Genomic DNA, 24,557 nt, shown 5'->3' on the forward strand with positions numbered 1-24,557 from the left:
TCTTAGCCCCCTTATTTCTTGCCGACAATATTTGCAGGGGCGATGTTCAGTAGTGCGCCTGGCTTACCAGGAACAGCACCTTTAACCAGCAGAACACTACGCTCACTATCTACCCTTACGACCGCAAGCTTGCGCACAGTAACTTGCACATTACCTAATTGACCGGCCATTTTCTTACCAGGGTAGACTCGGCCAGGTGTTGTACCAGGTCCGATAGAACCAGGTAGGCGATGATTCTTGGAGCCGTGACTCATTGGACCACGACTAAAGTTGTGACGCTTTTGGTTACCTGCAAACCCTTTACCAATGCTCTTACCAGAGATATCTACTAGTTGACCAGCTTCAAAAATATCCGCTGCAACAGTTTGACCCAACTCAAATGACGAGCTGTCATCAACACGATACTCACGCAGATGACGCAGACTAGGAGCTCCTGCCTTTTTGAGATGACCTAATTCAGGCTTAGTCAATGCCTTCTCCGCTACTTCCTGATAGCCAATCTGCACGGCGCAGTAGCCATCGGTTTGCTGCGTTTTAACCTGAGTAACGACACAGGGGCCTGCTTGAATGACAGTTACCGGTACTGCGTTACCAGCGTCATCAAACACCTGAGTCATTCCCAGTTTTGTCCCGAGAATACCGACAGACACAATCAATCTCCCTAAACATTTCAGCTAAACTGTGGTGATTCACAGCCAGCACTTTGAGCCCCTTGTTTTTTCACAGCGGGGGCAATTACCCGGAAAGACAGACAAATGCAAAGAGCACTTACCCGCTCTCCAGAAATTCAACCGTATTTGATTGAATATTTTGAACATTAGCCAGGGTATACAAACAACCTCAATACCTTTGATGTATTGAGACACAACCCTTTGAGCCGTTAAAGTTGCGCCTTAGACTTAAGCAGCAGCACCACTTAGTATCTAGCTTGGCAGCGGTTTATAATAATACAGACATTTGAGATACTTGTCCATTATTTTATCAAATTAAATTTGAAATCCTAATTTGATAAAGCTTTGAATGCAAAGAACCTGCCGTGTTTTTATCAAAGGTGACGTTTAACCGGCCTAATATATGTAGTAGAGCAACCACCATTTAGGCACTGTTTGCATAAGTTATGGGATTACTTGTATTCGGCAATCGATTTGTTCGGGATTTAGAGAGCAACGGTGCACTGGCAGTGCAGGTACCGTTGGAGGGTGGCTTCGAAGGCCGCTATCAGCGACGCATGCGGGCATCAGGTTATGAAAGTTTACACATGACGGCCCGTGGGCTGGGGGATTTATCAGCTTACTTAGGTGATGTACACGGTGTCCGCCCTCCCCATTTAGGTAAGAAAAGTATGGGGCAAGCCGCTGTCGGAGATCGCTATTTTGTGCCAGCCGTGTTGGATTATCGCCTAGAGCGTATGGCTAAAGGCATGAAGGGTATTTTGCTCTGGTTAATTGAGGGACATATTTTATCTAGCCAAGAATTGGCATTCTTAACAACCCTATGTGAATCCGACTCCCGCATCAAAGTGGTTGTTGAACTAGGTGGTGACCGCTCATTTAAGTGGTTTCCGCTTAAGGACGCTGTTAAATCTGCATAGGTCGACCATTGGCCAACCAGAAACTGGCCAAAAAAGAACATTTGTTCTAATTTGACTGCAGAGTATTTTGCTAAGCGATAGTATAGGTGGGTGACTATTCCCCTAAATCCGCTAGATTCCCTGAGACTTGGACAATGGTTCAAGCTTATTTGTGGCGCTAGTTATCAAGATGTCTCAAAAGTCCGTAATTTGTCCCTGGTGTATAGCCTTGCAGGGGCAGATTGCGTTGATGTAGCAGCTGATCTGGCAGTGGTACAGGCTGCCACTGATGGAATAACTGCATCACAGTTTGTGACACCAACTGGCTCTGGCAGACGTCCGTGGTTGATGGTGAGTTTTAATGATGGTCAAGATCCTCACTTCCGCAAAGCGTGGTTTGATGGCCGAAAATGCCCTGTCAATTGCCCCCGTCCTTGCGAGCGAGTATGCCCAGCTGATGCGATCTCGTTACTTTCAGACAAACCTGGGCTGTCAGGGTTGGGGGTAATTGCTGAACGCTGTTATGGCTGTGGCCGTTGTTTGCCGGTCTGTCCCTATGGTTTGCTGAAAGAGAACGCATTTACTGTAGCCGCAGGTGAGCTCGTACCCACACTGATTCCCTTCATCGATGCAATTGAAATCCACACTCAAATTGGTCGACAGATTGAATTTCAGCGCCTATGGCAGCAAATTGCTTCTTATATTCCGCAGCTGAAGTTGGTGGCCGTCAGTTGCCCCGATAGCGAGGCTTACGGCATCACCATTGTTGACTATCTAACTGAGCTCTATCAGTTAATGGATCCTAAGCCCAACCAATTGCTGTGGCAGACGGACGGACGACCCATGAGCGGCGATATTGGTAGGGGAACAACCCTTGCGACGGTTCGGCTAGCTGAAAAGGTCTTAAACGCTCGTTTACCTGGCTATGTTCAACTAGCAGGCGGAACCAACGACTATACGGTGGCTAAGTTGCGATCGCTAAATTTGCTCAAGCCTCGCCTACAGTCTCTTGGAGAGACTAACTCCAACACCATAGGAATTCACGGGATTGCCTATGGTAGCTACGCCCGTCGATTATTGAACCTGGGAGATGGCCATCTCGAAGATGAGCCAGAGCAGCTATGGCAGCAGGTTAACTTAGCGCTGGGCTTGGTAAGTCAGATTAAGCCTGATATCCGGAACGCCACCAGTATTTCACACTTCTTAAAACAAGAGAACTATCCAAAACCAAGCCCAGCTGCGACGGTTCCCCCATAGGAGATAGCTGTAGTCAGGCAAGCCAGTTTGACTCCTATGGCTGAAAACCTGGCTCGATTCTACCTATTTTTAAATATTCCTTTTTAGTTTCCCGAATCTATGGCTCGTTCAGACGAATATCAATCTACGCCTGAATCGACTGCTGCACTTTCTAAAAGCAGTGCTCCAATTCATGACGACCTGGATCAGCTTTTAAGTATCCTGCCTGAAGGCCTGCGGGCTCCCCTGAGTAATCACCCTCAGCGTTCTCAGCTAATTGAGGTCATCCTAGATTTAGGTAGACGACCCGAAGCTAGATTTCCAGGCAAGGCAGACTATCTTTCAGAGCAGGTTATTTCCAAGGAAGATTTACAGCACTGTATTGAACGGGTTGGGACGTTTGGGGGTGATAATCGCGCTGGAATTGAGAAAACGCTACACCGCATTAGTGCTATGCGGAACCGAGCTGGAACCATTATTGGCCTGACCTGTCGAGTGGGTCGAGCTGTTTTTGGTACGGTCGAAATGATTCGTGACCTGGTTGAAGCAGGCCAGTCAATTTTACTGCTGGGCAGACCAGGTGTGGGCAAAACTACTGCTCTACGCGAAATTGCTCGCGTCTTAGCAGATGACCTTGATAAACGCGTCGTCATTATAGACACGTCCAACGAAATTGCTGGTGATGGAGATATCCCTCACCCTGCCATCGGTCGAGCCCGCCGTATGCAAGTAGCTCGACCGGAACAGCAGCACCAAGTCATGATCGAGGCCGTTGAAAACCATACCCCCGAAGTCATTATCATTGATGAAATCGGTACTGAGCTCGAAGCACTAGCAGCCCGAACTATTGCAGAAAGGGGGGTACAGCTAGTGGGTACCGCCCATGGTAACCAGCTAGAAAACCTGATCAAAAATCCAACTCTGGCTGACCTCATTGGCGGTATTCAAACGGTCACCCTAGGAGATGATGAAGCTCGTCGTCGGGGTAGTCAAAAAAGTGTTTTGGAACGCAAAGCTCCACCCACATTTGACATGGCCATTGAAATGCTGGAGCGACAACGGTGGGTTGTCCATGAGGATGTAGCAGCTACGGTTGATCATCTATTGCGCGGGCGCATGTCGGAAACCCAGGTTCGGACGGTGGGAGAAAACGGCAAAGTCTCCATTACCCATGAACTACCGGATATTGTTAGTCAAAGGCGCACCACTCGACGGACTCAGCGAGGTTGGCGCGAGGCTGGCCAAATGGAACCCGTTGCACAACGAGCTCGCCAGCATGGCACCAAGGCACCGACGCCACTGCCCGTACCTAATGCTACTGATGAGTTTCAAGCCTTGTTGGATCGGCAACTGGATACAAGTAGTTTGGAGCTGTCCACACCAGTGGGGCCTAATGGGGAAGATTTGGTGCCGATTTATCCCTATGGCATTAGCCGTGAACAGCTACATCATGTCATTGATACGCTGAAACTTCCGGTATCAATTACCAAGGAGCTTGGGGTGGCTCAAGCAGTGTTGGCATTGCGATCGCATGTGCGAAACCACTCTAAACTCAAAACCATTGCAAAATCGCGTCAACTTCCTATTTACACCGTCAAATCCAATACCATTCCACAGATCACACGGGCCCTGCAACGTCTTCTAGATATTGACCCTAGAGATCAATCAGCAGCTATTGATCTTTCTCTCTTTACTCGCCAAGGCGAAGATGATGAACTCGAAGCCCTTGAAGAAGCAAGGCTAGCAGTTGAGCAAATTGTGATTCCTAAAGGACAACCCGTCGAATTATTACCCCGCTCCGCAAAAATCCGAAAAATGCAACACGAATTAGCCGAGCACTATCGACTTAAGTCCTTGAGTTTTGGGGATGAACCCAACCGTCGGCTACGTATTTTTCCCGCCTAAATATCGCCATACCTATGGGTGCCATACACCTAAACGTTCTCCTGAGTACCCCATTCAGATAAGATAATCACCACAGGCCCAATGGCCAGGCACACAATTGGAGCCATCTGTAATTGGGAATAAGTTTATGAAACGTATTTTGTCTCGTTTGTTTGCATTTACCCTAGTGGCCATCCTAGGTCTCACTGGCTGCGGTGGTGACGGCATGGGAGCTGACGGACTCAGCGGTAACTATCGCCAAGACACCATGGCAGTTGTAGAAACCCTCAGAACCGCCATTGAGCTACCCGCAGATGCTCCAAACCTCCCTGAGGTTCGCTCCCAAGCCAGACAACAGATCAATGCATTCTCAGCTCGCTATCGTCGATCTGCAAATGCAGCTAGTCTAAGTTCCTTTGCCACCATGCAAACAGCAGTGAATGCGCTGGCAGGCCACTATAGTTCCTATCCCAATCGCCCTATTCCCGCAAAGCTGAAGGCTCGGTTAGAACAAGAGTTTAAGCAAGTCGAAGCTGCACTGCGTCGAGAATCGGCTTAGCTAATAATTAACAGTCACAAATACCCAAAAAAGCCTCGCCGGAATCCGGCGAGGCTTTTTTGGGTATTCCCATGGCAATTTACATCTACTAATGGCTATATCGAGTAGCAAGCGAGCTCAAGACACATCAACTGTCCATAACAAAAATTAATTGACCGCTTGTTAAGCTATTTGCTAGAATCACACTTCTGTAGGCAAGTTTTTTACATTTTCAGCATGAAAGTACGGGCATCCGTCAAGAAGATGTGCGACAAGTGCCGGGTGATCCGTCGGCGCGGTCGAGTGATGGTTATTTGTTCTAACCCCAAGCATAAGCAACGCCAGGGTTAGCCACTGTAACGAGTTTAACGATTTATTTCACATTCAACTGAGCGGTTGCCAACTGACATGTCAGTGCCAACGTAACCGCACGGCAGCAAACTAGGGAGAAAGCACGGTGGCACGTATTGCAGGCGTTGACCTACCAAGGGATAAGCGCATTGAGATTGGTTTAACTTACATCTACGGTATCGGCCTGAGTCGGTCCAAAGAGATCCTGGAAAAAACTGGGGTCAACGCCGATATTCGCGTTAAGGATTTGGCCGATAGCGATGTAGCAAAACTACGGGAAGTGGTTGAAAACGACTATCAAATCGAAGGTGATTTGAGACGTTGGGAAAGTATGAACATCAAGCGGCTAATGGATATTGGCTGCTACAGAGGACGTCGCCATCGGTCAGGACTGCCCGTGCGTGGTCAGCGGACTCGCACTAATGCGCGCACACGTCGTGGTAAGCGCTTGGCTATTGCTGGCAAGAAGAAGCCTGGTAAGAAATAAAACCTGACGACGCAATCTGTAGGTGATCTTTACATTCCAAGGGTTGCCGATTTAGACATGCGTGCTACAACAGGAAAGGCATTTTGGCAAGGAATTGGCAATCAGGTGGGTCACTAGTCGGCGACCACACAGGTTTTTAAAGAGTTAACGTTTTCGGAATACAGGAACTATGGCTAAAGGCGTCAAGCGCGCGGGTGGACGCAAACCCCGGAAGAATGTCCCCAACGGTGTTGTCCACATTCAATCAACATTTAACAACACCATTGTGACTATTACAGATACCAAAGGTGATGCAGTTTCATGGGCATCAGCTGGTTCCAGCGGCTTTAAAGGTGCCAAGAAAGGAACTCCCTTTGCAGCTCAAACAGCAGCCGACAGTGCTGCCCGTCGAGCTATGGACCAAGGAATGCGTCAGGTTGAAGTCATGGTTAGTGGCCCTGGTGCTGGTCGTGAAACGGCCATTCGTGCTCTTCAAGGGGCTGGGTTAGAAATCACTTTAATTCGTGATGTGACGCCTATTCCCCACAACGGCTGCCGCCCACCCAAGCGCCGCCGCGTCTAATTTTTTTTAACCTATCAGCTAAAAAGTTAGCCACCAGGCAATAGCTATCTAAGGGAGGTCACTGTAGTGGGACAGTTTAAAATTGAATGTGTAGAATCAATCGTCGAAGACGATCAGAGCCAATTTAGTCGTTTTGTACTCGAACCTCTTGAGCGTAGTCAAGGGATCACAGTTGGTAACGCACTCAGACGGGTTTTACTCTCAAATATTGAGGGTGCTGCTATCACAGCGGTGCGCATGGCAGGGGCAAATCATGAGTTTGCAACAATTCCAGGGGTACGTGAGGATGTGCTTGATATCATTCTGAACCTCAAGGAAGTTGTTGTTAAGACCTACACAAACCAACCTCAGATTGGCCGCCTAGCTGTACAAGGTCCTGCAACTGTAACGGCAGCGCATTTTGAGTTGCCTGCTGAAGTTGAGCTTATTAACCCAGATCATTACGTGGCCTCAGTTGCGCAGGGTCACACACTTGAAATGGAGTTTCGGGTAGAAAATGGTCATGGTTACCGTGCTGTCAGCAACAATCGCGATGAAGCAACAGCCCTAGACTTCATGCAAATTGACGCTGTCTTTATGCCAGTAAGAAAGGTCAATTATTCAGTTGAAGAGACAATCGTTGGTGCCGATCAGCCTAAAGATCGCTTACTGATGGAAGTTAGTACGAATGGTAGTCTGACGCCTCAGCAGGCAATGAGCCAGGCAGCGGATATTCTGATAGACCTGTTTAACCCACTCAAGGATGTTACCCTTGAGCCCAAGCGGGATGAAGACGTCAAAGAGGAAGACACCACTTATCAGATTCCAATTGAAGAATTACAGCTGTCTGTACGTGCCTATAACTGTTTGAAGCGAGCGCAGATTAATTCTGTGTCTGATTTGCTGGACTACAGCCAAGAAGATCTCCTTGAGATTAAGAACTTTGGTCAGAAGTCAGCGGAAGAGGTGATTGATTCACTACAACATCGATTGGGAATTACCCTACCTATCGAAAAACCGGCTAAACAATCTTAGGCCTAACGCATTGGCCTTGAGTGTTTTCAGGCCAATCTCTCCGAAGCCCAAGGCTTCGGTTTTTTCTTGTCTATTTGCTAACAGAGGAGACCCTATGCGCCATCGTTGTCGTACGCCCCATCTGGGCAAACCTGCAGATCAGCGTCGTGCTTTGTTGCGATCGCTAACTACTGAACTCATTCGTCACGGTCGGATCAAAACCACACTCACTCGAGCCAAAGCCGTCCGTTCCGAAGCCGAGCGTATGATCACCCTAGCCAAGGAAGGTTCCCTGGCGGCTCGCCGTCGAGCCATGGGGTACATGTACGACAAAGACCTTGTTCATTCTTTGTTTGAACAAGCCCCCTCTCGATATGCTGAGCGTCAGGGTGGCTATACTCGCATCGTGCGCACAATTAGCCGCCGAGGTGACAATTCAGTGATGGCCATTATTGAGCTCACCTAGTTCCCATTGATGGCTAATCGTACGCCCGCTAAGCAGCTCGAAGCTGTCCCTAAAGCCAACCAAGGTACCCAACGGGTAGCCATTGTTATTCAATATCAGGGCACCCATTTTTATGGATGGCAACGTCAGCCGGAAAAACGTACGGTACAAGCGGAGATTGAGGCAGCGATCGCGTCATTACTGGGTTATCACGTCACCATTCATGGCGCAGGGCGTACTGATACGGGGGTACATGCGGCAGCCCAAGTAGCCCACTTTGATGCTCCTAAAATCATCCCAGCCTACCGTTGGGCATCTATACTTAATCATCGATTAAGTGAAGACATCGTGATTCGCGCTGCGGCTCAGGTTCCCGATGATTGGCATGCCCAATATTCGGCCAAATGGCGACGGTATCGATACACCATCTACACCGATGCCTATCCCAATCTCTTTGTTCGTCCCTACGCATGGCATTTTTACCATGAACCGCTGGACGATCAGCTAATGCAGTCGGCATTAACCCCCATGGTGGGTTATCATGAGCTAACTGCGTTTCATCGCGCGGGATCTAGTCGTGCCCATTCGTGGGTTGAGTTGCAGGCGGCTGAATGTTCCCGCTGTGGACCGTTTGTTCAGGTTGAGCTGCAAGCTGCCGGTTTTCTGTACGGCATGGTGCGCCTGGTGATGGGCTTGCTAGTGAGTGTGGGACGCCGCCGCTTAACCCCTGCTGCTTTTACTGAACTATGGCAGTCAGGGCGTCGTGACTTGGTTAAGCATGCCGCACCGGCTCGAGGACTTTGTCTGTTGCGAGTCGGTTACCAACATTTCCCCTTTGCACCGGATGCTTGGTTTGATACTCAACCACAGCTAACGCTGCATTCCACCACCAAGAATTTGGCTGTTTAGATTGCTGTGGGCAATCGTTGAGATGTTACTCAACACTCTTAGAAAAAGAAGCAGCCTTTCATCCAGTTCGTTGATATCAGAGCCTAAGCATGTTTAAGACCTACATTCCCCCTGTCCAAGAAATTGACAAGAAGTGGTACGTTGTCGATGCGGCTGACAAGCGCCTTGGTCGTCTAGCAACAGAAATTGCCAATATCTTGCGTGGTAAAAATAAACCCACCTTCACCCCCAATATGGATACGGGTGACTTTGTTATCGTAATTAATGCTGAGAAGGTTAACGTTACCGGTAACAAGCGTCAGCAAAAACTCTACCGCCGTCACTCTGGTCGTCCTGGTGGAATGAAGGTTGAAACATTTGACCAACTACAGAACCGGATTCCTGAGCGCATTATTGAAAAGGCTGTTAAAGGAATGCTGCCTAAGAATGCTCTCGGACGTAAGCTGTTTACCAATCTGAAAGTCTATGCAGGTCCTGAGCATCCCCACGCTGCTCAACAGCCTGAAACAATCAGCCTTTAGGAGTCGACCTCATAGTATTTAGCAGTATTTACAGGAGAGCATAATTCCATGTCAGAAGGACAGTCCGATCGCGTTGTTTATTGGGGTACTGGCCGTCGCAAGGCATCTGTCGCCCGCGTACGCTTAGTTCCAGGAGAAGGCAAGCTTTTTGTCAACGGTAAACCCGGTGAAGATCATCTTCAGAACAACTCTGCCTACTTGTCAGCAACCAAAGCTCCGCTAGAGACTCTAGGCCTGGAAGGTGACTACGATATTTTAGTTAATGTTCGTGGTGGTGGATTGACTGGTCAAGCTGATGCCATCAAGCTCGGTGTAGCTCGAGCTCTGTGTGAACTAGACCCTGCAAACCGTGGTCCTTTAAAGATTGAAGGTTATCTAACCCGTGATCCCCGTTGTAAGGAGCGTAAGAAGTACGGTTTGAAGAAAGCCCGTAAAGCCTCCCAGTTCTCCAAGCGTTAAGTTTGGATTCTATCTATTTTTTAGATCATCTCACTACCGGATTAGAACAATGCCAAAAGCTGATATTCATCCCGAGTGGTATCCTGACGCTAAGGTTTACTGCGACGGCAAGTTAATTATGACTGTGGGCTCTACTAAGCCCGAGCTTCACGTTGATGTATGGTCTGGCAACCATCCCTTTTACACAGGAACGCAGAAAATCATTGACACTGAGGGTCGTGTAGAGCGCTTCTTACGTAAGTACGGCATGGCCGACGATAAGGCCAAAACAGCTGATAGCTCAGAAGGCTAGCTGCTCATAACGTCATCTTGAATCCGAAGGATTATTGTATCCTTCGGATATTTTTTATTTGACATTTCTTCTAGCCCGAATCCGCTGAAATCATTGAGCAAATCCCATGGCTGAGCAATATCTACTCGACAAATTAAAGTCGGTTGACCAAACTTTTGAAGAACTCACCCGCCGCCTTGCCGACCCGGATGTGGCAAAAGATCCGACTGAGTTCCAAAAAATTGCCAAGGCGCGGGCGTCATTAGAGGAAACTATCACCACCTATAACGACTGGAAAAAAGCTCAGTCAGACTGCGAGGGCGCTCAAGAAGTTCTGAAAGAGTCCGCAGGGGACGAGGAACTTCGAGAAATGGCAGCCATGGAAGTCAAGGAACTTCAGGCAACCATTGGTGACCTAGAAAACCGCCTCAAAATTCTTCTGTTACCACGCGATCCCAATGACGATAAAAATATTATGTTGGAGATCCGAGCAGGTGCTGGTGGCGATGAGGCTGGCATTTGGGCAGGGGATTTGTTGCGGATGTACTCCCGCTATTCTGAGGGGCAGGGTTGGAAGGTACAGACAGTTAGTCAGTCGGTCGCTGATATGGGTGGCTGCAAAGAAGCCATTCTAGAAATTACAGGCGACCAAGTTTACAGCAAACTCAAGTTTGAAGCAGGCGTCCATCGCGTGCAACGGGTGCCTGCCACAGAAACTAGCGGTCGAGTGCACACATCGACAGCAACCGTGGCAGTGATGCCAGAAGTGGACGATGTGGAAGTTAAAATTGATTCCAAAGATATTGAACTGACCACAGCACGTTCTGGTGGTGCAGGTGGTCAGAATGTCAACAAGGTAGAAACAGCCGTAGACTTATTCCATAAACCTACAGGTATTCGAATTTTCTGTACGGAAGAGCGATCGCAGCTACAAAACCGAGAGCGCGCTATGCAAATTTTGCGGGCTAAGCTTTACGAAATGATGCTCCAAGAGCAACAAGCAGAAGTCACTGATATGCGACGCTCTCAGGTAGGGACCGGCTCACGCTCAGAGAAAATTCGCACCTATAACTATAAGGATAACCGAGTCACGGACCACCGTCTGGGACAAAACTTTAGCCTATCCCCCGCGTTAGAAGGAGACATTGAAATCATGGTGCAATCCTGCATCACCCAAGACCAACAGGCTAAATTAGAACAGCTGGCGGCTGAAACTGATACGCCTGTTTAAGATAGCCTCCGGGATGATGCCCCCATGCTCTGGGTAAGTAGTCATTAGTTTTATTTGACAACCTCCAGCTCAAAACTAAAATTAATCACTCACATTCATTCCCTTTACCATGGCGAAATTTCTGCACATTGCCGATGTACATCTGGGATTTGATCGTTACAACAGCAAGGTACGCACCACCGATTTTTTCCATACGCTGTGGGATGTGTTGGAGCGTTATGCTATCCAGACACGTGTAGACTTTGTAGTCATTGCCGGTGATCTGTTTGAACATCGAATGATTCAACCGGCTATTTTGAATCAGGCTCAGCTCTGTCTCCAGCAGTTGCAGAGTGCGGGTATTCCAGCAATTGCCATTGAAGGCAATCATGACAACTGTCCCTATGGCACTAAGACCAGTTGGCTACGCTATTTATCAGACTGGGGATTACTCACACTGCTAGAGCCCAGTCAAGATGAAGCGATGTACACCCCTTGGAATGAGGCAACAAAACGGGGTGGCTATATTGATCTTGACTGTGGTGTGCGAGTACTCGGCTCTAACTGGTATGGTGCTGCTGCCCCTAAGGCCATCGAACAAATTGCACAGGCTATAGAAACATTGCCTGTAGGCCCCGGCTCAACTGTTTTACTCTTCCATCACGGTTTAGAAGGGCAAATTGCTCGTTACTCTGGAGCGTTACGCTATGGCGATTTATTGCCTCTTAAAAAAGCTGGTGTGCACTACGTCGGTCTAGGGCATATCCATAAGCACTACACCGTCGATAACTGGGTTTTTAATCCTGGCTCCCTTGAAGCCAACAATATTGAGGAGGGGGGTCTGGAGCGCGGCGCTCTTCTAGTGGAAATCAATAATGGCCAAGTGGATGCTCAGCTACAAACTGAATATCGACAGCGTCCGATTATTCGTCTGTCCTTAAAATTACGGGGGCAAGAAGCGCTAGAGGATATTGAAGGGCTAGCCCTTAAGGTCATTGACCGGGCAATGGAGCAAAAACGCCTCATCCCTGCGGACCAGCCCATTGTGGAACTGCGGATTGAAGGGCAGATCGGTTTTGAGCGCTTAGAACTTGATACCAGAAAATTGCAAAGCTTATTGCAAGAACACTGTAGCGCATTAATTTTTCTACTTAGGTATGAAGTTGAAAACGTTGAGTACGGCACGCCATTGCCGGACGATGCTGACCGTCATCAAATTGAACGAGAGATTTTCACCGATCTGCTAACAGCTCACAATGTCTATAAAAAACGAGCACAGCCCCTTGCCGCAGGTTTGATCGATCTCAAAGAACAACAGCTTACTGGTGTAAATGAAGAGACTCTCTACACACTGGTTGAACAGATATTAAACCCACCGACGAAAGCATCTCCTGGCCATTCGGGTTAAGATTGCGTCAAACTTGTGTCCCCTGCACTGCCGTCAATAACATCAGAGGATATCTGCATGGGTTTAGATCGATCACCGGACTATTTGATTAAAACCGGGCTAGCTGCACTCAAGCAAAAAGATTATGAGCGTGCGATCGCAACGTTTACACAGCTCAGTCAAGCGGATGGGGTCAGCACAAACCATCGACTCAAAGCTCAAATGGGTCTTATTCGTACCTATGAAGCCCAAGGAGCGAATATCCAGGCCCAAACCCTATGCAAATCTCTACTAAACAGCCATAGTCAGGCTATTCGTCAATGGGCCCACGATAAATTAAAACATTTAGAGACTGACCAACCATCACTAAAGAGACCCAATAGCACACCTGAAGCACCCCAGAGTAGAGGGTTTGTCCCTGAGAGCAGCGGCTTTATCCCTTTTAACGACCAGACACCGACCGTCAATCAAACACCCCCCTCAAAAGACAGTATTTCCTCACCAGACATCCAACCAACATTGGCTGAAGACGTCCCTAGCCAATCGCTAACGCACAGTGAGCAAACCATTGCTGACAGTCGTGGACTTTCTAACCAGACATTAAACGTACAGCCTCAGTCCACCAACGACCTCACTCACCAAACTGTAGGCAGATCGTCTTTGTTCCATTATGAAACGCTCAACACTAAACAAGATTTGAGCACCATTGACACAGGCGTCAATCAAGTGCCGAAAAGTACGCCAACTGCTGCATCCACACCACAGCAAACTAGCACGTCCACACAACGGCCAAAGCCACAGCCCCCTAAACAGCAACAATCCCCTCACCAAAAACAACAAGACTCTCCCCCCCACCCTCTAGCTTCTGCACCTCCACCACATGGCCCTGACAGTTGGCCCCAAGGCACTCGCCTCAGAGCCCTGAAATCTCTAGGTAAAGTCAGTAAAGGGAAACTTTGGTTTGCTCAAATAACAACAATCCCAATTCTTTTTTTGGTAATTCGTTGGTCGCTAAAAACTAGCCTGATCTTTATTCGCGGCTACTTACAGTTTCTCGATCGGATCTTACCGATCAATATTAGACCAGCCCCATTTTTTTGGGGTAACCAGACCTGGACAGTCCTGATTGGATTGGGACTATTGACGTTGGCAGCGCCCTGGTTATGGGCATTGCTTTTACGCCCTTCTGAACAAATCACCCATCAACAATTACAAAACTACAGCCCGGAAGCTGCTCAGTTATTACGACGTCTCTGCACAAATCGACGCTGGAAATTTCCCACAATTCAGCTAATAGACAGTGAACTAGCCGTTATTTTTTCCTATGGCTGGCAGCCTCGCGTTGGTCAACTGGTGGTCAGCCAGGGGCTACTCGATCGCCTACAGCCCGATGAGTTGGCCGCAATCATCATGTATGAAATCAGCCACTGGCCCAAACTTGACTGGATCTTGTTTTCCGGACTAGGGCTGTTATTACAAGGATGCCATCGTGTCTATTGGTTCTTGGCACGGCACGGCGAGCATCGCCCAATCCTCATCCAGTGGACTGCTGGTACACTCGCCACTCTTAGTTATTGTATGTTTTGGCTACTGGCTAAGATCGGGTGTAGCTTAGCGCGTATTCGCACACCCTATCGCGATCGCATCGCCACCGAACTTACGGGCAATCCCAATGGCCTTGTACGGGCACTGGCCAAATTGTCACAAGCCAACGCAGAGGCTATCGCCCAGCAAGGCTACACGCCTCCTTTATTGGAAAGTTTGGACTTAATGCTGCCAGTTGGATTGGAAGAAACGGGGACATCGGTGCAACAGTATGCTTGGGGGGCGTTTAATCCATTGCGGCACTGGCTATCCATCAATCAAGCTCACCCCCCCCTAGGAGATAGACTCTATACCCTAGGAGCTTATGGACGGCATTGGCGACTAAAACCGAGTCTCAACTTTGCCCATCTGACCCTCAAAAATAGAGCGCGCATTCTCTCTGCCCATGATTGGCAAGAACTCCTGTCCCAGGGGGGCGGATGGTCTGGATTAATCGTGGGGTTGGGTGTAGCAGGTGTAATGTGGCTCATTGGTGCGATCGCGACAAGCCTCGATTTCCCTCTACTGGATTGGCTTTATAAAGATCGCAGCATTCTCATTGGTATCCCTCTGATCTGTGCCGCAACTGGCCAGTTACTAAGGATCAATCCCTTTTTTCCAGAAATCAGCAACACTCAGCCAAAAAGTGAAGCACACCTAACAAGCTGGCAAAAAGATCCTACGCTGATTCCCCTCAGTCATCGACCTGTAACTATCAAAGGTACTCTGACAGGCCGCCCAGCCTTAGCAAACTGGCTAGGTCAAGAATGGCGACTACGCACACCCCAAAACTGCATTAAACTGCATTACACCAACCACTTTGGCCCCTTGGGCAATATCAAAAGCCTCACCCCTTGGCTCCAACAGTCATTACAGGTAACCGGATGGTTTCGCCGAGGACATCACCTCTGGATTGATATTGACCGCCTCCAAAACGATCAAAACCAAATCAAGATTGCTCAACATCCCATATGGGCTACCATTAGCAGCCTCTGCCCTTTGGCGTACGGCCTTTGGCTCATCTTCAAAGGCGGCTGACCATACCGACACGTTGCACCCATTACCAGAAAATGTTAAATATTGTAAATGAGTACTGATTGCCTAATTTCGTTTCAGATTGTTTATTTAGCAATTTGTCGTTGGGCATCGGGTTCTCCTACTCTCAACACAGCAAACCAGCCCTACTAAAGTGGCTGGTTTTTTTATTACACAGATGCTGTTGTTTTGAAAAAATGGTTTAACGATAAATCATTTACTTATATCAATTGTCTTTCCCTTCGAGTAAATGCCCTCAATGGTTTTACCCACGGAAGGGACAAAACAGACCAATACACTTGATGGCATACTCTACGCTATCTTTAGGGAGCTTCACCAAAAAAACCACTGAATAGCTTGGCTAGGCATCGGACAGCGTGATACCTTGAAGGTGTAGAGATACGTCATAGTTCTCATTGAATATAATGAGAATTTTCTGGTAACGATAGTGATGAGTAGTCGTTTTAGTTGACTGTTACCAGAGTTTTAAAGTGATTTTTGCAGACCCCTAAGTAGGGTTGTTAGCTCATCAACGTAGTTGCTCGCTTAAAATGGCCAGTTTTTTTGCTGCGGTTCGTCACCTGTTAATCATTTCAAGCCACAGTTACAAGCTATTTTCTAGAGATTTCCAAGCTCTGGTAGGGCTAGTTGGCTAATTTTTTGTTTGCCTATCCGCCGCAGTTGTTTTTTAGATTTTTTTAAGAGGTATCCCATGTCAGTGCGCTTATATATTGGCAACCTACCCCGCGATCTAGAACGCGAGGAGTTTGAAGCTGTCTTCTCAGAAGACGTGGATAATATCGTTTCAGTAAAATTGATTGCTGACCGAAAGACTGGCAAGTGCCGCGGCTTTGGGTTCGTAACTGTTAAAACTGATGAGATCGCAGACACCCTTGTTACCAAGTACAATGGCCAGGCTTTGCAAGACATCACTCTAAAGGTTGAGAAAGCAATGCCCCGTACCAAAGAAAATGAGGGCGCTAATGCTAGTAGCGGAAACAATAATCGAAAGGGCGGTAAGCGTAACGGCGGTGGACGTAAGCCTGCTACCTATTCCTCCCCAGCTCCTGAAAGCACACAGCCCGATCCTCGATGGGCTTCCGATTTGGAAAAGCTCAAGGAAATGCTAGCTGCCCAAACAACTGCTTCATAGAAGCGCCCTCCACTACTTGACTTTAGGAAAAAGCCAGGGGATGCATCCCCTGGCTTTTTTTAATGCTGAAAGTTTATAACCTTTAGAGGATTCAACGCTAGCTTAAAGCACCCGAGCACGAAGCAATGCAGGTGGCAAGCAGAGCAGCTTACGTACTGTAGGGACAAATGCACGTCTGTTAAAGACATCGTATTGATTCTCAGCAATTACATCCAGAATCTTGCGATAAAGCATCAGAGCAGACCATACAGGCCAGCGAGCATCAGGGCTTAGAACACTGATACCGCTTTCTGCCTGACGATAAAACTTTAATGCCCGTTGAATCTGAAAGCGCATCAGTGCGCACCAACGCTCATCAATCACCCCATTCATTAAATCGTCTTCACTATATTTGAATAGCTCAAGGTCTTCGAGGGGTAAGTAAATGCGACCACGACGGGCATCTTCTCCCACATCACGCAAGATATTAGTGAGCTGATTAGCAATGCCCAAGGCAATAGCTTCTTCCGTAGGACAAGGTAATGCCTTAGCCCAGGGTGCTGTGTTGTATTCAGGGTCCACACCCATCACTACGGTGGACATTAAACCCACCGTACCTGCAACCCGATAGCAATATAGCTTTAGATCTTCAAAGGTCTCGTATCGAGAGCATTCTAAATCCATCCGTTGCCCCGAAATCATGTCACGGAAAGGCTGGATATCTAAGGAGAAATGCTCTAGAGCGTCCACCATAGCGACATCGTAGTCATCCTGAGGATGACCTGAAAAGACAGACTCTAGTTGCTTCTCCCAATCATTAAGGGTGTCTTCAGTCGTGAACTGAGCAGAAGGGCCATCAACCAACTCATCTGTACGCCTACACCATACATAAATCGCCCAAATGGCACGGCGTTTGACTTCCGACATCAGCATCGTACCCATATAAAATGTCTTTGAGTACTTAGCTGTAATTTGCCGACAGCGTTCGTAGGACTCATCTACAGAAGCCAACTTGGACGCAGGCGAGACATTAGTAGTGGGTTGCAGCAGCATGGGTGTCCTTCTTAAGCAAAAAAGCGTCAAGAGCTAGTAGGGAGTCAAAAAACAAGAGATGAATGTTTGCCAGCTAATGACAAATGCAAATTCACCTTACTATCCTTGAACATTTGTAAATGCCCAAGCACAGGATTAATCACAAGTTTTCGTGGATTTTATCCATTATAGATTTTCAAGCGTTACATTCTGATACAAAAACGTAACATTAACCTTAGTGAGGTTTCAATTAACCAGAAATTGAAACAGCTAGAGGCGATGGCTCTAGCTGGTAACCACCCTTTGCAGCACGGTACTATAGTTTGCTGGTAAAACCACGAAGAATTAAATTCCTGTCCTAACTCTTCAGCCAACCAGACTTATCCAACTTAAAGTATCCATCCCCATGACCACTAATTTTGAATTTTTGAGACAAACTGACCCAGATATTGCCGCCATCATCGAGAACGAACGTCAGCGTCAACAGGAACACTTAGAGCTAATTGCCAGCGAGAACTTTACATCCCCTGCTGTCATGGCTGCCCAAGGTTCTGTTCTGACAAATAAATACGCAGAGGGGTTACCTAATAAGCGATATTACGGCGGGTGTGAATTTGTCGATCAGGCTGAGGCTCTGGCAATTGATCGAGTCAAACAGCTGTTTGGAGCGGCCCACGCTAACGTTCAACCCCATTCGGGTGCTCAGGCTAACTTTGCAGTTTTTCTAGCCTTACTACAACCCGGCGATACCATCCTGGGTATGGATCTTTCCCATGGTGGTCACTTAACTCACGGCTCTCCGGTGAATGTATCGGGCAAATGGTTCAATGTTGTCCAGTACGGCGTTAACAAGGAAACTGAGCAACTTGACTACGATGAAATTCGGAAGCTAGCCCTTGAGCATCGACCTAAAATAATTATTTGTGGCTATTCTGCTTATTCCCGAACTATTCATTTTGATAAGTTCCGAACCATTGCTGATGAGGTAGGTGCTTACTTCATGGCCGATATCGCTCATATTGCAGGGCTAGTTGCGACAGGTCATCATCCCAATCCCATTCCCCACTGTCATGTAGTGACCACCACCACACATAAAACATTGCGAGGTCCCCGTGGTGGTCTGATCATGACCAATGACCCTGATTTGGGTAAAAAGTTTGATAAAGCCGTGTTTCCTGGTAGCCAAGGGGGGCCCTTAGAGCATGTCGTAGCCGCTAAGGCAGTCGCTTTTGGAGAGGCGCTTAAACCCGAATTTAAGACCTATTGCGCCCAGGTAATTACCAATGCCAAAGCCCTTGCAGCGCAGCTACAGACACGAGGGTTTAAGGTGGTTTCAGATGGCACCGATAATCACCTGGTATTGGTCGATTTGCGTTCCATTGGTATGACTGGAAAACAGGCTGACGCTCTAGTCAGCATGGTCAACATTACAGCCAATAAAAATACGGTTCCCTTTGATCCAGAGTCTCCCTTTGTGACCAGTGGTCTGCGTTTAGGGTCACCAGCTATGACCACTCGCGGGCTAGGCAGTGAAGAGTTCAAGGAGATTGCCAACATTATTGCTGATCGGCTACTCTCCCCTGAGGATAGTGATGTTGAAACTGACTGTCGAAATCGTGTTGCAGCTCTCTGTAATCGATTTCCTCTTTATCCTCATCTCCACCCAACAGAGGCTATTTTGGCCTAGGTAATCTCTTCATGGCTAGATAGCTTCACAATTGCTCTATCTTCCATGGAATTCCTACAAAGAATCTTTGATACGTCATGAGTACCTGACGTATCAAAGATTTATAAAAATCCCTATATCTCGCCAATTCCTTTGACAAATCCATAATCGTTATTTGAACCATATAATTACCGGCTTGAAAGATCTAGAAAACCTGCTAGGGTGACGGTGACTATTGTGTGTGCTGCCAACCCTGTGCGTTGAGTTCATATAAGAGCTTGTGTTGTCTTCCCCCTTACTCTGTCACCCATGCCCTTTCAGATATATCCCCTGTTAGCTTTTACGCTGTCGGCTGTTGTGGTTCTTGTCGCTACACCGATTGTCAAAAGAATTGGGTTACACAGTGGCCGAGTTGATATGCCTGGTGGCCGTAAAGTACATAAAGTCCCCATGGTTAGGTTGGGGGGCGTATCAATTTTTTTGGGCTCCGTCGTGGCTCTATTGGTTGTTTGGAATATTGGTGGCTTTGTTGATGCCCAAGGTCAACAGCTGGTTAATGAACCTGAGGCTGAAATCTGGGGTGTTACCTTGGGAGGCTTGGCATTCTTCTTAATCGGGTTGTTGGATGATCTATTTGGGCTTTCTGCCATTAGTCGTTTGTTAATGCAGGCTGTTGTCGCGGCTATTACCTGGCATGTAGGGGTGGATATTGAGTTTGTGTCTATTCCAGGGTTGGGCATTGTTCAACTAGCTGGCTGGGTGAGTTTACCCATAACGGTTGTATGGCTGGTGGGGATGGCTAATGCAATTAATTGGATTGATGGGTTAGATGGCTTGGCAGCTGGGGTTTCCGGAATTGCCGCGATTGTCATGATGCTGGTAGCTCTGTTTATGGAGCAGCCTGCTGCAGCCCTTATTGCTGCCGCTCTTGCCGGTGGAGCCTTGAGTTTTCTCAAGTACAATTTCAACCCTGCCCAAATTTTTATGGGGGATGGCGGGGCCTATTACATGGGCTTTACCCTGGCAGGGGTAGGGGTCATTGGTCTGGTCAAAGGTGTAACAACAGCTGCGGTATTTTTACCCTATTTGTTGATATTGGCTGTGCCCATCTTGGATATGTCAGCGGTCATCCTGGCTCGTCTGCGTCGAGGGCTGTCCCCGTTTGTTGCAGATAAAAGACATCTCCATCATCGGCTTTTAAATGCTGGATTATCCCATCGCTTTACAGTGTTATTTATTTACTCTTTGACCCTATGGGTGGGTAGTCTAGCGTTGGCCTTCTCTGATATGCCCAGTGGCAGGGCCTATGCGCTTGGTTCAACAGCATTATTAGGCTACACAGGTTGGCGGGCTAAACGTCATGCGAGATGAACCGGTAACGAATCGGCAATGGCCACTGCCAACAAACAATAAATTCGTAGGGCAGGCCTTATACCTGCCCTCTCTTATATCTATCGACCGTCAATATGGATAATCGTAGGGCTTTATGAGTTGACCAACGTCGTATAGATAGAACGTCTCCGTTGTCGATCTTGCCCGTTGAGTGTCTACGCTTGCTAACAAATCGAACCGCTCAAAGTAGGGGGCGTAGGTAGCTCGGATCTCAGATTGATCATCATCGGCAATACTCAGAAACAGCCCTGAATATCCCAACCAATCTTTTGGCTGAAACCAGACTGCATGACCCCGTGGATCTTGAGTAAATGCCATTACGGGAGATGACGTGAGAGGGCTAATGGCCATGTCTACATATCCACTGAGCCAGAACTCATTCGTCACTAGAAAATTCGCGGCTGCGATCGCATCTCCCACGCCACCCTCTTGCAACCGTCGCCGTAGCTGTACCACGTCAATCATGGTGGTGGTTGGATCGGTTTCTGGTGCCACCACCTCAACCACGCCACCGGGGCGCTGTAGGGTCCCCAGCGCGACATGGCCCAGGGCAAACACTAATAATGTGGCTATCACCAGGGCACTGCTGACCAACCATCGTCTTACTGTTTGGGATGACCAGCCGGCCATGGTCACCGCCAGCAATAAACTCAAACTCCACAGTCCTGGAGCAGGCCAAGCCGGATAAATCCGGGTAAAACCGCCGAGCAAGGTAAACCCAGCCGCAATGGGCAACCCTAGCCATAGAATAAATCGATGGCGCAAATCACCGTTGGGTACATGCCAGAGGTGACGACCAATGGCCCACCACAGTGGAAACCCCAAGGCAGGAAACAGGTAGGCAATACCCACCAGCCACACACCCACCATATTCAGCAAATTAAACTGAGGCCCCGTGGCATCACCGTCAAACCGGGTAAATAAGTGAAATCCAAAGGAGAGCCAATCATGGTGAAGGTTCCAGTACACCAGCGGCAGTAAAGCCAGGCTAAAAAGCCCTAGGGCGGCCAAGGTCCATACGGACACAAGTGCTTGACGATGACGCGTGCTGGTTAAACAAAACCCCACCAAACTCAGCCCTAAAACAAAGCCGTGATATTTGCTCAGACAGACCAGCCCTAGCAACAGACCAATCAAAGCAATTTTGGCAGTGGGTTGATAGGGTCCCTTCACTGGGAAAAATTCCAAGACAGCCACATACATCGTCACTGACCACCAAAAGATCAAGGCGTTATCTGGGGCTGCTAGCAGACCAAAGCTGAATATAAATAACGGGCATAGGGAGGCGATCGCAACTGCCCCCATCCCAACTTTCTCCCCAAACAACTGCCGCCCGCTTAAATAGAGCAACCACGTACTGAGGCCATATAGAATCAATGCCCCCAGTCGGATCGTCAAGGGTGAAATATACCCCGTTAACCAGGGACCCAGTGCCGTCGTCAACGCCACCATGACCGGATGGTCAAAATAACTCCAATCCCAATGCTGGGTGTACAAGAAGTAGTAAGCTTCATCAAACCCTGGCGGCAACAGCCATGCAATAAGTATTCGTAAAATCCAAGAGCCTATTACCAGCCCCATCAGCCAGCTTGGCCATTGCATCAATTTTCCAGTGGCCATGTTTTCATCCCAATTGCAAAGCGCACGCACCTTCCAAGTATCAGATCAAATTTGCAAGAAATGCTTTACCATCAACCAACACAGGGCACTTTCTCCGCTTTCCTTTATTAACGACCTATCTTGGCCAACCATGATCACCGGCAGTGCAGAAATCATATGTGTGGGAACTGAGCTACTTTTAGGCGATATTCTCAACAGTAATGCCCAATACCTGGCCAAGCAGCTGGCCCATTTGGGTATTTCCCATCACTATCAAACCGTTGTGGGTGATAACCCACTGCGCTTAGCAAGAGCAATCGCCATTGCCTGTGAACGGTCACGGTTGATTATTTTTACCGGTGGCCTTGGCCCCACCCCTGACGACATTACAACTGCAACGATTGCAGACTTCTTTGGGGTACCGCTAGTGGAAAACGTCGAGGTTCTGGCTGATATTAAAGCTAAATTTGCTCAGCGCGATCGCGTTATGACTGATAACAATCGTAAGCAAGCCTGGCTTCCCGAAGGTGCAGATATACTACCGAATACTCAAGGCACAGCCCCCGGTATTCTCTGGCAACCTCGCCCCGGACTGCACATCATGACGTTTCCAGGAGTACCGCGAGAACTGTACTCCATGTGGCAAACCACTGCTGTTCCTTATCTACAAGATCAAGGGTGGAGCAATGGTATCATTCATAGCCGCACCCTCAAATTTTGGGGCACCAGTGAGTCAGGTCTGGCCGCCAAAGTCAATGATTTTCTTCAGCTAGAAAACCCAACAGTTGCCCCCTACGCCAGCGACGGCGTGATTAAGCTGCGAATTTCAGCTAAGGCAGACTCTTTAAACGCTGCTGAACAGCTCATCGACCCTGTCGCCAAACAACTCAAAGCCATTGGTGGTGTCGACTGCTTTGGAGAAGACGATGAGACCTTGGGCAATGCTGTCGGGCGGTTGCTCATAGAACAAGCTGCCACTCTAGCTGTAGCCGAATCCTGTACCGGGGGTGGGCTGGGTGCCATGGTTACCGCCGTTCCAGGCAGTTCCCAATATTTTATGGGGGGAATTATCTCCTATGAAAACACCGTTAAAGAGCGGCTACTGGGAGTTTCGCCTCAGGATTTAGTAACCCATGGGGCTGTCAGTGCTCCAGTTGCTGAACAAATGGCAGGTGGTGTCCGTGCACGGCTGCGAACCGATTGGGGCATCAGTATTACAGGCATTGCCGGTCCTGGTGGCGGCAGTCCGCAGAAACCTGTTGGTTTAGTATTTATTGGTGTGGCAAACCAGACAACTACGTGGCATATTGAATGCCGGTTTGGCCATCGTAAAAGCCGCGAGTGGATTCGTTTAATGAGTCGTAACACCGCGCTAGATATACTCCGACGTACCTTACTCAGTAATCCTCAGACAGTGTAAGTACCGACATCGGGATGACAACACCTTGATCATTTCTGCTAATTCGTTATTATGGTGAATACTTCCACAAGTAACTTCACTGAAGTTTACTTCAAGTTGATTTGCTATTTGTGGAATTTATAATGGTCTTGTTAAATGAGACCGCACCAGATGAGATTAGGAGCAGCCTGGCTCATGGATATTGGCAAAATTCTGGAAAAGTTGAAGAACTGGGTAAATCGGGTTTTAGACTCTTTGCTTGGCCCTTCAGCACAACCGGAGCCAGAAGCAATCCCTATTCCAGTTAACGATCGCCGCCGTCGTTAAGCCCCAGCATCATTTATAAATGGGCTTTCAAGTATTGTCCTAGGATTAACCTCTGTCGCTTCGCTGGTTAGTCTTTGATACTATTCCATGTGTAGCTTTAGGTGACTCATTGGATAGTATCTTCGTAGTTCATGGCCCTAATTTGAACATGTTGGGCAAACGTGAGCCTGAAATATACGGTCACGATACCCTGGATGATATCAATCAGGCCTTAGTATCTCTGGCTGAGTCTTTGGGTGTGCAGGTTAGCACCTATCAGTCTAATCACGAAGGTGATTTGGTGGATGCAGTACAGGCTACTAGTGAAAAGCATCAAGGATTATTGATAAACCCTGGAGCCTACACTCACACAAGTGTTGCCATCCGTGATGCCATTGCCGCTGTAAATATTCCAACGGTTGAGGTCCACCTCAGCAATATTCATAAGCGTGAGGCATTTCGTCACCATTCTTACATTGCCCCCATTGCCATTGGTCAAATCTGCGGCTTTGGCATAAATAGCTATTACCTGGGTCTACGAGCCCTGGTCAATCATTTACAAAATTCAGCCTAGTACCCGATGGCAGAA

25 protein-coding genes are annotated in these 24,557 nt (G+C 48.1%); 22 read left to right on the forward strand and 3 right to left on the reverse strand.

The features are described 5' to 3' along the window. Nucleotides 1–11 precede the first annotated feature (11 nt). Nucleotides 12–650, reverse strand: coding sequence for a 50S ribosomal protein L3 (gene rplC / locus SPB21_RS18665; RefSeq protein WP_163661964.1), 639 nt, complete (start codon nucleotides 648–650; stop codon nucleotides 12–14). Nucleotides 651–1,117: 467 nt separating this feature from the next. On the opposite strand from rplC, the gene ndhN reads away from it, so the two are divergent. The 17 genes from ndhN to SPB21_RS18750 all read left to right on the forward strand — a co-directional run bounded on the left by ndhN (nucleotide 1,118) and on the right by SPB21_RS18750 (nucleotide 16,595). Then, on the forward strand, nucleotides 1,118–1,591 hold the full coding sequence (gene ndhN / locus SPB21_RS18670) for an NAD(P)H-quinone oxidoreductase subunit N (protein WP_163661966.1): 474 nt from the start codon (nucleotides 1,118–1,120) through the stop codon (nucleotides 1,589–1,591). 90 nt (nucleotides 1,592–1,681) lie between these two features. After that, the gene (ldpA, locus tag SPB21_RS18675) at nucleotides 1,682–2,827 is read left to right on the forward strand and encodes a circadian clock protein LdpA (RefSeq protein WP_499867390.1); all 1,146 of its coding nucleotides are present in this window, start codon (nucleotides 1,682–1,684) and stop codon (nucleotides 2,825–2,827) included. Between the two features lie 99 nt (nucleotides 2,828–2,926). Continuing rightward, a complete protein-coding gene (locus SPB21_RS18680; RefSeq protein WP_250564853.1) occupies nucleotides 2,927–4,711 on the forward strand; it encodes a R3H domain-containing nucleic acid-binding protein in 1,785 nt (594 codons plus the stop codon). A gap of 127 nt (nucleotides 4,712–4,838) precedes the next feature. Continuing rightward, nucleotides 4,839–5,249, forward strand: coding sequence for a photosystem II protein Psb27 (gene psb27, locus SPB21_RS18685; protein ID WP_163661969.1), 411 nt, complete (start codon nucleotides 4,839–4,841; stop codon nucleotides 5,247–5,249). A 216-nt stretch (nucleotides 5,250–5,465) separates the two neighbouring features. After that, nucleotides 5,466–5,579: a 50S ribosomal protein L36 gene (rpmJ, locus tag SPB21_RS18690; RefSeq protein WP_006515920.1), complete on the forward strand. Its 114-nt coding sequence runs from the start codon at nucleotides 5,466–5,468 to the stop codon at nucleotides 5,577–5,579. A 106-nt stretch (nucleotides 5,580–5,685) separates the two neighbouring features. Continuing rightward, nucleotides 5,686–6,066: a 30S ribosomal protein S13 gene (rpsM, locus tag SPB21_RS18695; RefSeq protein WP_163661971.1), complete on the forward strand. Its 381-nt coding sequence runs from the start codon at nucleotides 5,686–5,688 to the stop codon at nucleotides 6,064–6,066. A gap of 169 nt (nucleotides 6,067–6,235) precedes the next feature. Beyond that, nucleotides 6,236–6,628: a 30S ribosomal protein S11 gene (gene rpsK / locus SPB21_RS18700; protein ID WP_163661973.1), complete on the forward strand. Its 393-nt coding sequence runs from the start codon at nucleotides 6,236–6,238 to the stop codon at nucleotides 6,626–6,628. Nucleotides 6,629–6,694: 66 nt separating this feature from the next. Beyond that, the gene (locus SPB21_RS18705; RefSeq protein ID WP_006515923.1) at nucleotides 6,695–7,642 is read left to right on the forward strand and encodes a DNA-directed RNA polymerase subunit alpha; all 948 of its coding nucleotides are present in this window, start codon (nucleotides 6,695–6,697) and stop codon (nucleotides 7,640–7,642) included. Between the two features lie 94 nt (nucleotides 7,643–7,736). Further along, nucleotides 7,737–8,087 carry a 50S ribosomal protein L17 gene (gene rplQ, locus SPB21_RS18710; RefSeq protein WP_006515924.1) on the forward strand — a complete coding sequence of 117 codons (351 nt, stop codon included), beginning with the start codon at nucleotides 7,737–7,739 and terminating at the stop codon, nucleotides 8,085–8,087. A gap of 9 nt (nucleotides 8,088–8,096) precedes the next feature. Continuing rightward, nucleotides 8,097–8,975: a tRNA pseudouridine(38-40) synthase TruA gene (gene truA / locus SPB21_RS18715; protein ID WP_163661977.1), complete on the forward strand. Its 879-nt coding sequence runs from the start codon at nucleotides 8,097–8,099 to the stop codon at nucleotides 8,973–8,975. Nucleotides 8,976–9,064: 89 nt separating this feature from the next. Beyond that, entirely contained in the window at nucleotides 9,065–9,496 is a 432-nt protein-coding gene (rplM, locus tag SPB21_RS18720) for a 50S ribosomal protein L13 (RefSeq protein WP_163661979.1), read from the forward strand. A 48-nt stretch (nucleotides 9,497–9,544) separates the two neighbouring features. After that, nucleotides 9,545–9,955: a 30S ribosomal protein S9 gene (gene rpsI, locus SPB21_RS18725; protein WP_006515927.1), complete on the forward strand. Its 411-nt coding sequence runs from the start codon at nucleotides 9,545–9,547 to the stop codon at nucleotides 9,953–9,955. 49 nt (nucleotides 9,956–10,004) lie between these two features. Next, the gene (gene rpmE, locus SPB21_RS18730; protein ID WP_006515928.1) at nucleotides 10,005–10,247 is read left to right on the forward strand and encodes a 50S ribosomal protein L31; all 243 of its coding nucleotides are present in this window, start codon (nucleotides 10,005–10,007) and stop codon (nucleotides 10,245–10,247) included. 106 nt (nucleotides 10,248–10,353) lie between these two features. Continuing rightward, the gene (gene prfA / locus SPB21_RS18735) at nucleotides 10,354–11,457 is read left to right on the forward strand and encodes a peptide chain release factor 1 (protein WP_163661980.1); all 1,104 of its coding nucleotides are present in this window, start codon (nucleotides 10,354–10,356) and stop codon (nucleotides 11,455–11,457) included. Nucleotides 11,458–11,566: 109 nt separating this feature from the next. After that, nucleotides 11,567–12,844 (forward strand): metallophosphoesterase family protein, encoded by a 1,278-nt coding sequence (locus tag SPB21_RS18740; protein ID WP_163661982.1) that lies wholly within the window; start codon nucleotides 11,567–11,569, stop codon nucleotides 12,842–12,844. A 57-nt stretch (nucleotides 12,845–12,901) separates the two neighbouring features. Beyond that, on the forward strand, nucleotides 12,902–15,445 hold the full coding sequence (locus SPB21_RS18745; protein ID WP_499867396.1) for a M48 family metalloprotease: 2,544 nt from the start codon (nucleotides 12,902–12,904) through the stop codon (nucleotides 15,443–15,445). A gap of 709 nt (nucleotides 15,446–16,154) precedes the next feature. Then, nucleotides 16,155–16,595: an RNA recognition motif domain-containing protein gene (locus tag SPB21_RS18750; RefSeq protein ID WP_163703012.1), complete on the forward strand. Its 441-nt coding sequence runs from the start codon at nucleotides 16,155–16,157 to the stop codon at nucleotides 16,593–16,595. A gap of 102 nt (nucleotides 16,596–16,697) precedes the next feature. Here the strand turns inward: SPB21_RS18750 and crtB are convergent, their stop codons facing one another. After that, nucleotides 16,698–17,627, reverse strand: coding sequence for a 15-cis-phytoene synthase CrtB (gene crtB, locus SPB21_RS18755; RefSeq protein WP_163661989.1), 930 nt, complete (start codon nucleotides 17,625–17,627; stop codon nucleotides 16,698–16,700). A gap of 385 nt (nucleotides 17,628–18,012) precedes the next feature. Here crtB and glyA point away from each other — a divergent pair, with 385 nt between their 5' ends. Both glyA and SPB21_RS18765 read left to right on the forward strand, forming a co-directional pair. Further along, the gene (glyA, locus tag SPB21_RS18760; protein ID WP_163661995.1) at nucleotides 18,013–19,293 is read left to right on the forward strand and encodes a serine hydroxymethyltransferase; all 1,281 of its coding nucleotides are present in this window, start codon (nucleotides 18,013–18,015) and stop codon (nucleotides 19,291–19,293) included. Between the two features lie 288 nt (nucleotides 19,294–19,581). Further along, on the forward strand, nucleotides 19,582–20,643 hold the full coding sequence (locus SPB21_RS18765) for a glycosyltransferase family 4 protein (protein WP_163661996.1): 1,062 nt from the start codon (nucleotides 19,582–19,584) through the stop codon (nucleotides 20,641–20,643). A gap of 90 nt (nucleotides 20,644–20,733) precedes the next feature. Here SPB21_RS18765 and SPB21_RS18770 read toward each other — a convergent pair whose 3' ends face one another. Continuing rightward, complete coding sequence (locus SPB21_RS18770) at nucleotides 20,734–22,284, reverse strand: ArnT family glycosyltransferase (RefSeq protein ID WP_499867399.1); 1,551 nt, start codon at nucleotides 22,282–22,284, stop codon at nucleotides 20,734–20,736. A 130-nt stretch (nucleotides 22,285–22,414) separates the two neighbouring features. Here SPB21_RS18770 and SPB21_RS18775 point away from each other — a divergent pair, with 130 nt between their 5' ends. From SPB21_RS18775 to aroQ, 3 genes are all read left to right on the forward strand, one after another. After that, a complete protein-coding gene (locus tag SPB21_RS18775; RefSeq protein WP_499867401.1) occupies nucleotides 22,415–23,683 on the forward strand; it encodes a competence/damage-inducible protein A in 1,269 nt (422 codons plus the stop codon). A gap of 150 nt (nucleotides 23,684–23,833) precedes the next feature. After that, on the forward strand, nucleotides 23,834–23,989 hold the full coding sequence (locus tag SPB21_RS18780; RefSeq protein ID WP_156828345.1) for a hypothetical protein: 156 nt from the start codon (nucleotides 23,834–23,836) through the stop codon (nucleotides 23,987–23,989). A gap of 109 nt (nucleotides 23,990–24,098) precedes the next feature. Continuing rightward, nucleotides 24,099–24,542, forward strand: coding sequence for a type II 3-dehydroquinate dehydratase (gene aroQ, locus SPB21_RS18785; protein WP_163661997.1), 444 nt, complete (start codon nucleotides 24,099–24,101; stop codon nucleotides 24,540–24,542). Nucleotides 24,543–24,557 lie beyond the last annotated feature (15 nt).

It is taken from the genome of Leptothoe sp. ISB3NOV94-8A (genome assembly GCF_043421595.1).
Classification (GTDB): Bacteria; Cyanobacteriota; Cyanobacteriia; order Phormidesmidales; family Phormidesmidaceae; genus Leptothoe; species Leptothoe turfae.

Excerpts from the sequence above, each read along its gene's own strand:
- ndhN (WP_163661966.1), top strand. The coding sequence starts at position 1,118 with ATGGGATTACTTGTATTCGGCAATCGATTTGTTCGGGATTTAGAGAGC.
- SPB21_RS18765 (WP_163661996.1), top strand. The coding sequence starts at position 19,582 with ATGCCCTTTCAGATATATCCCCTGTTAGCTTTTACGCTGTCGGCTGTT.
- SPB21_RS18740 (WP_163661982.1), top strand. The coding sequence starts at position 11,567 with ATGGCGAAATTTCTGCACATTGCCGATGTACATCTGGGATTTGATCGT.
- rpsK (WP_163661973.1), top strand. The coding sequence starts at position 6,236 with ATGGCTAAAGGCGTCAAGCGCGCGGGTGGACGCAAACCCCGGAAGAAT.
- rpmE (WP_006515928.1), top strand. The coding sequence starts at position 10,005 with ATGCCAAAAGCTGATATTCATCCCGAGTGGTATCCTGACGCTAAGGTT.
- truA (WP_163661977.1), top strand. The coding sequence starts at position 8,097 with ATGGCTAATCGTACGCCCGCTAAGCAGCTCGAAGCTGTCCCTAAAGCC.
- SPB21_RS18680 (WP_250564853.1), top strand. The coding sequence starts at position 2,927 with ATGGCTCGTTCAGACGAATATCAATCTACGCCTGAATCGACTGCTGCA.
- SPB21_RS18745 (WP_499867396.1), top strand. The coding sequence starts at position 12,902 with ATGGGTTTAGATCGATCACCGGACTATTTGATTAAAACCGGGCTAGCT.
- SPB21_RS18775 (WP_499867401.1), top strand. The coding sequence starts at position 22,415 with ATGATCACCGGCAGTGCAGAAATCATATGTGTGGGAACTGAGCTACTT.
- SPB21_RS18770 (WP_499867399.1), bottom strand. The coding sequence starts at position 22,284 with ATGGCCACTGGAAAATTGATGCAATGGCCAAGCTGGCTGATGGGGCTG.
- glyA (WP_163661995.1), top strand. The coding sequence starts at position 18,013 with ATGACCACTAATTTTGAATTTTTGAGACAAACTGACCCAGATATTGCC.
- SPB21_RS18780 (WP_156828345.1), top strand. The coding sequence starts at position 23,834 with ATGAGATTAGGAGCAGCCTGGCTCATGGATATTGGCAAAATTCTGGAA.
- rpsI (WP_006515927.1), top strand. The coding sequence starts at position 9,545 with ATGTCAGAAGGACAGTCCGATCGCGTTGTTTATTGGGGTACTGGCCGT.
- rpmJ (WP_006515920.1), top strand. The coding sequence starts at position 5,466 with ATGAAAGTACGGGCATCCGTCAAGAAGATGTGCGACAAGTGCCGGGTG.
- prfA (WP_163661980.1), top strand. The coding sequence starts at position 10,354 with ATGGCTGAGCAATATCTACTCGACAAATTAAAGTCGGTTGACCAAACT.
- psb27 (WP_163661969.1), top strand. The coding sequence starts at position 4,839 with ATGAAACGTATTTTGTCTCGTTTGTTTGCATTTACCCTAGTGGCCATC.
- rplQ (WP_006515924.1), top strand. The coding sequence starts at position 7,737 with ATGCGCCATCGTTGTCGTACGCCCCATCTGGGCAAACCTGCAGATCAG.
- SPB21_RS18750 (WP_163703012.1), top strand. The coding sequence starts at position 16,155 with ATGTCAGTGCGCTTATATATTGGCAACCTACCCCGCGATCTAGAACGC.
- rplM (WP_163661979.1), top strand. The coding sequence starts at position 9,065 with ATGTTTAAGACCTACATTCCCCCTGTCCAAGAAATTGACAAGAAGTGG.
- crtB (WP_163661989.1), bottom strand. The coding sequence starts at position 17,627 with ATGCTGCTGCAACCCACTACTAATGTCTCGCCTGCGTCCAAGTTGGCT.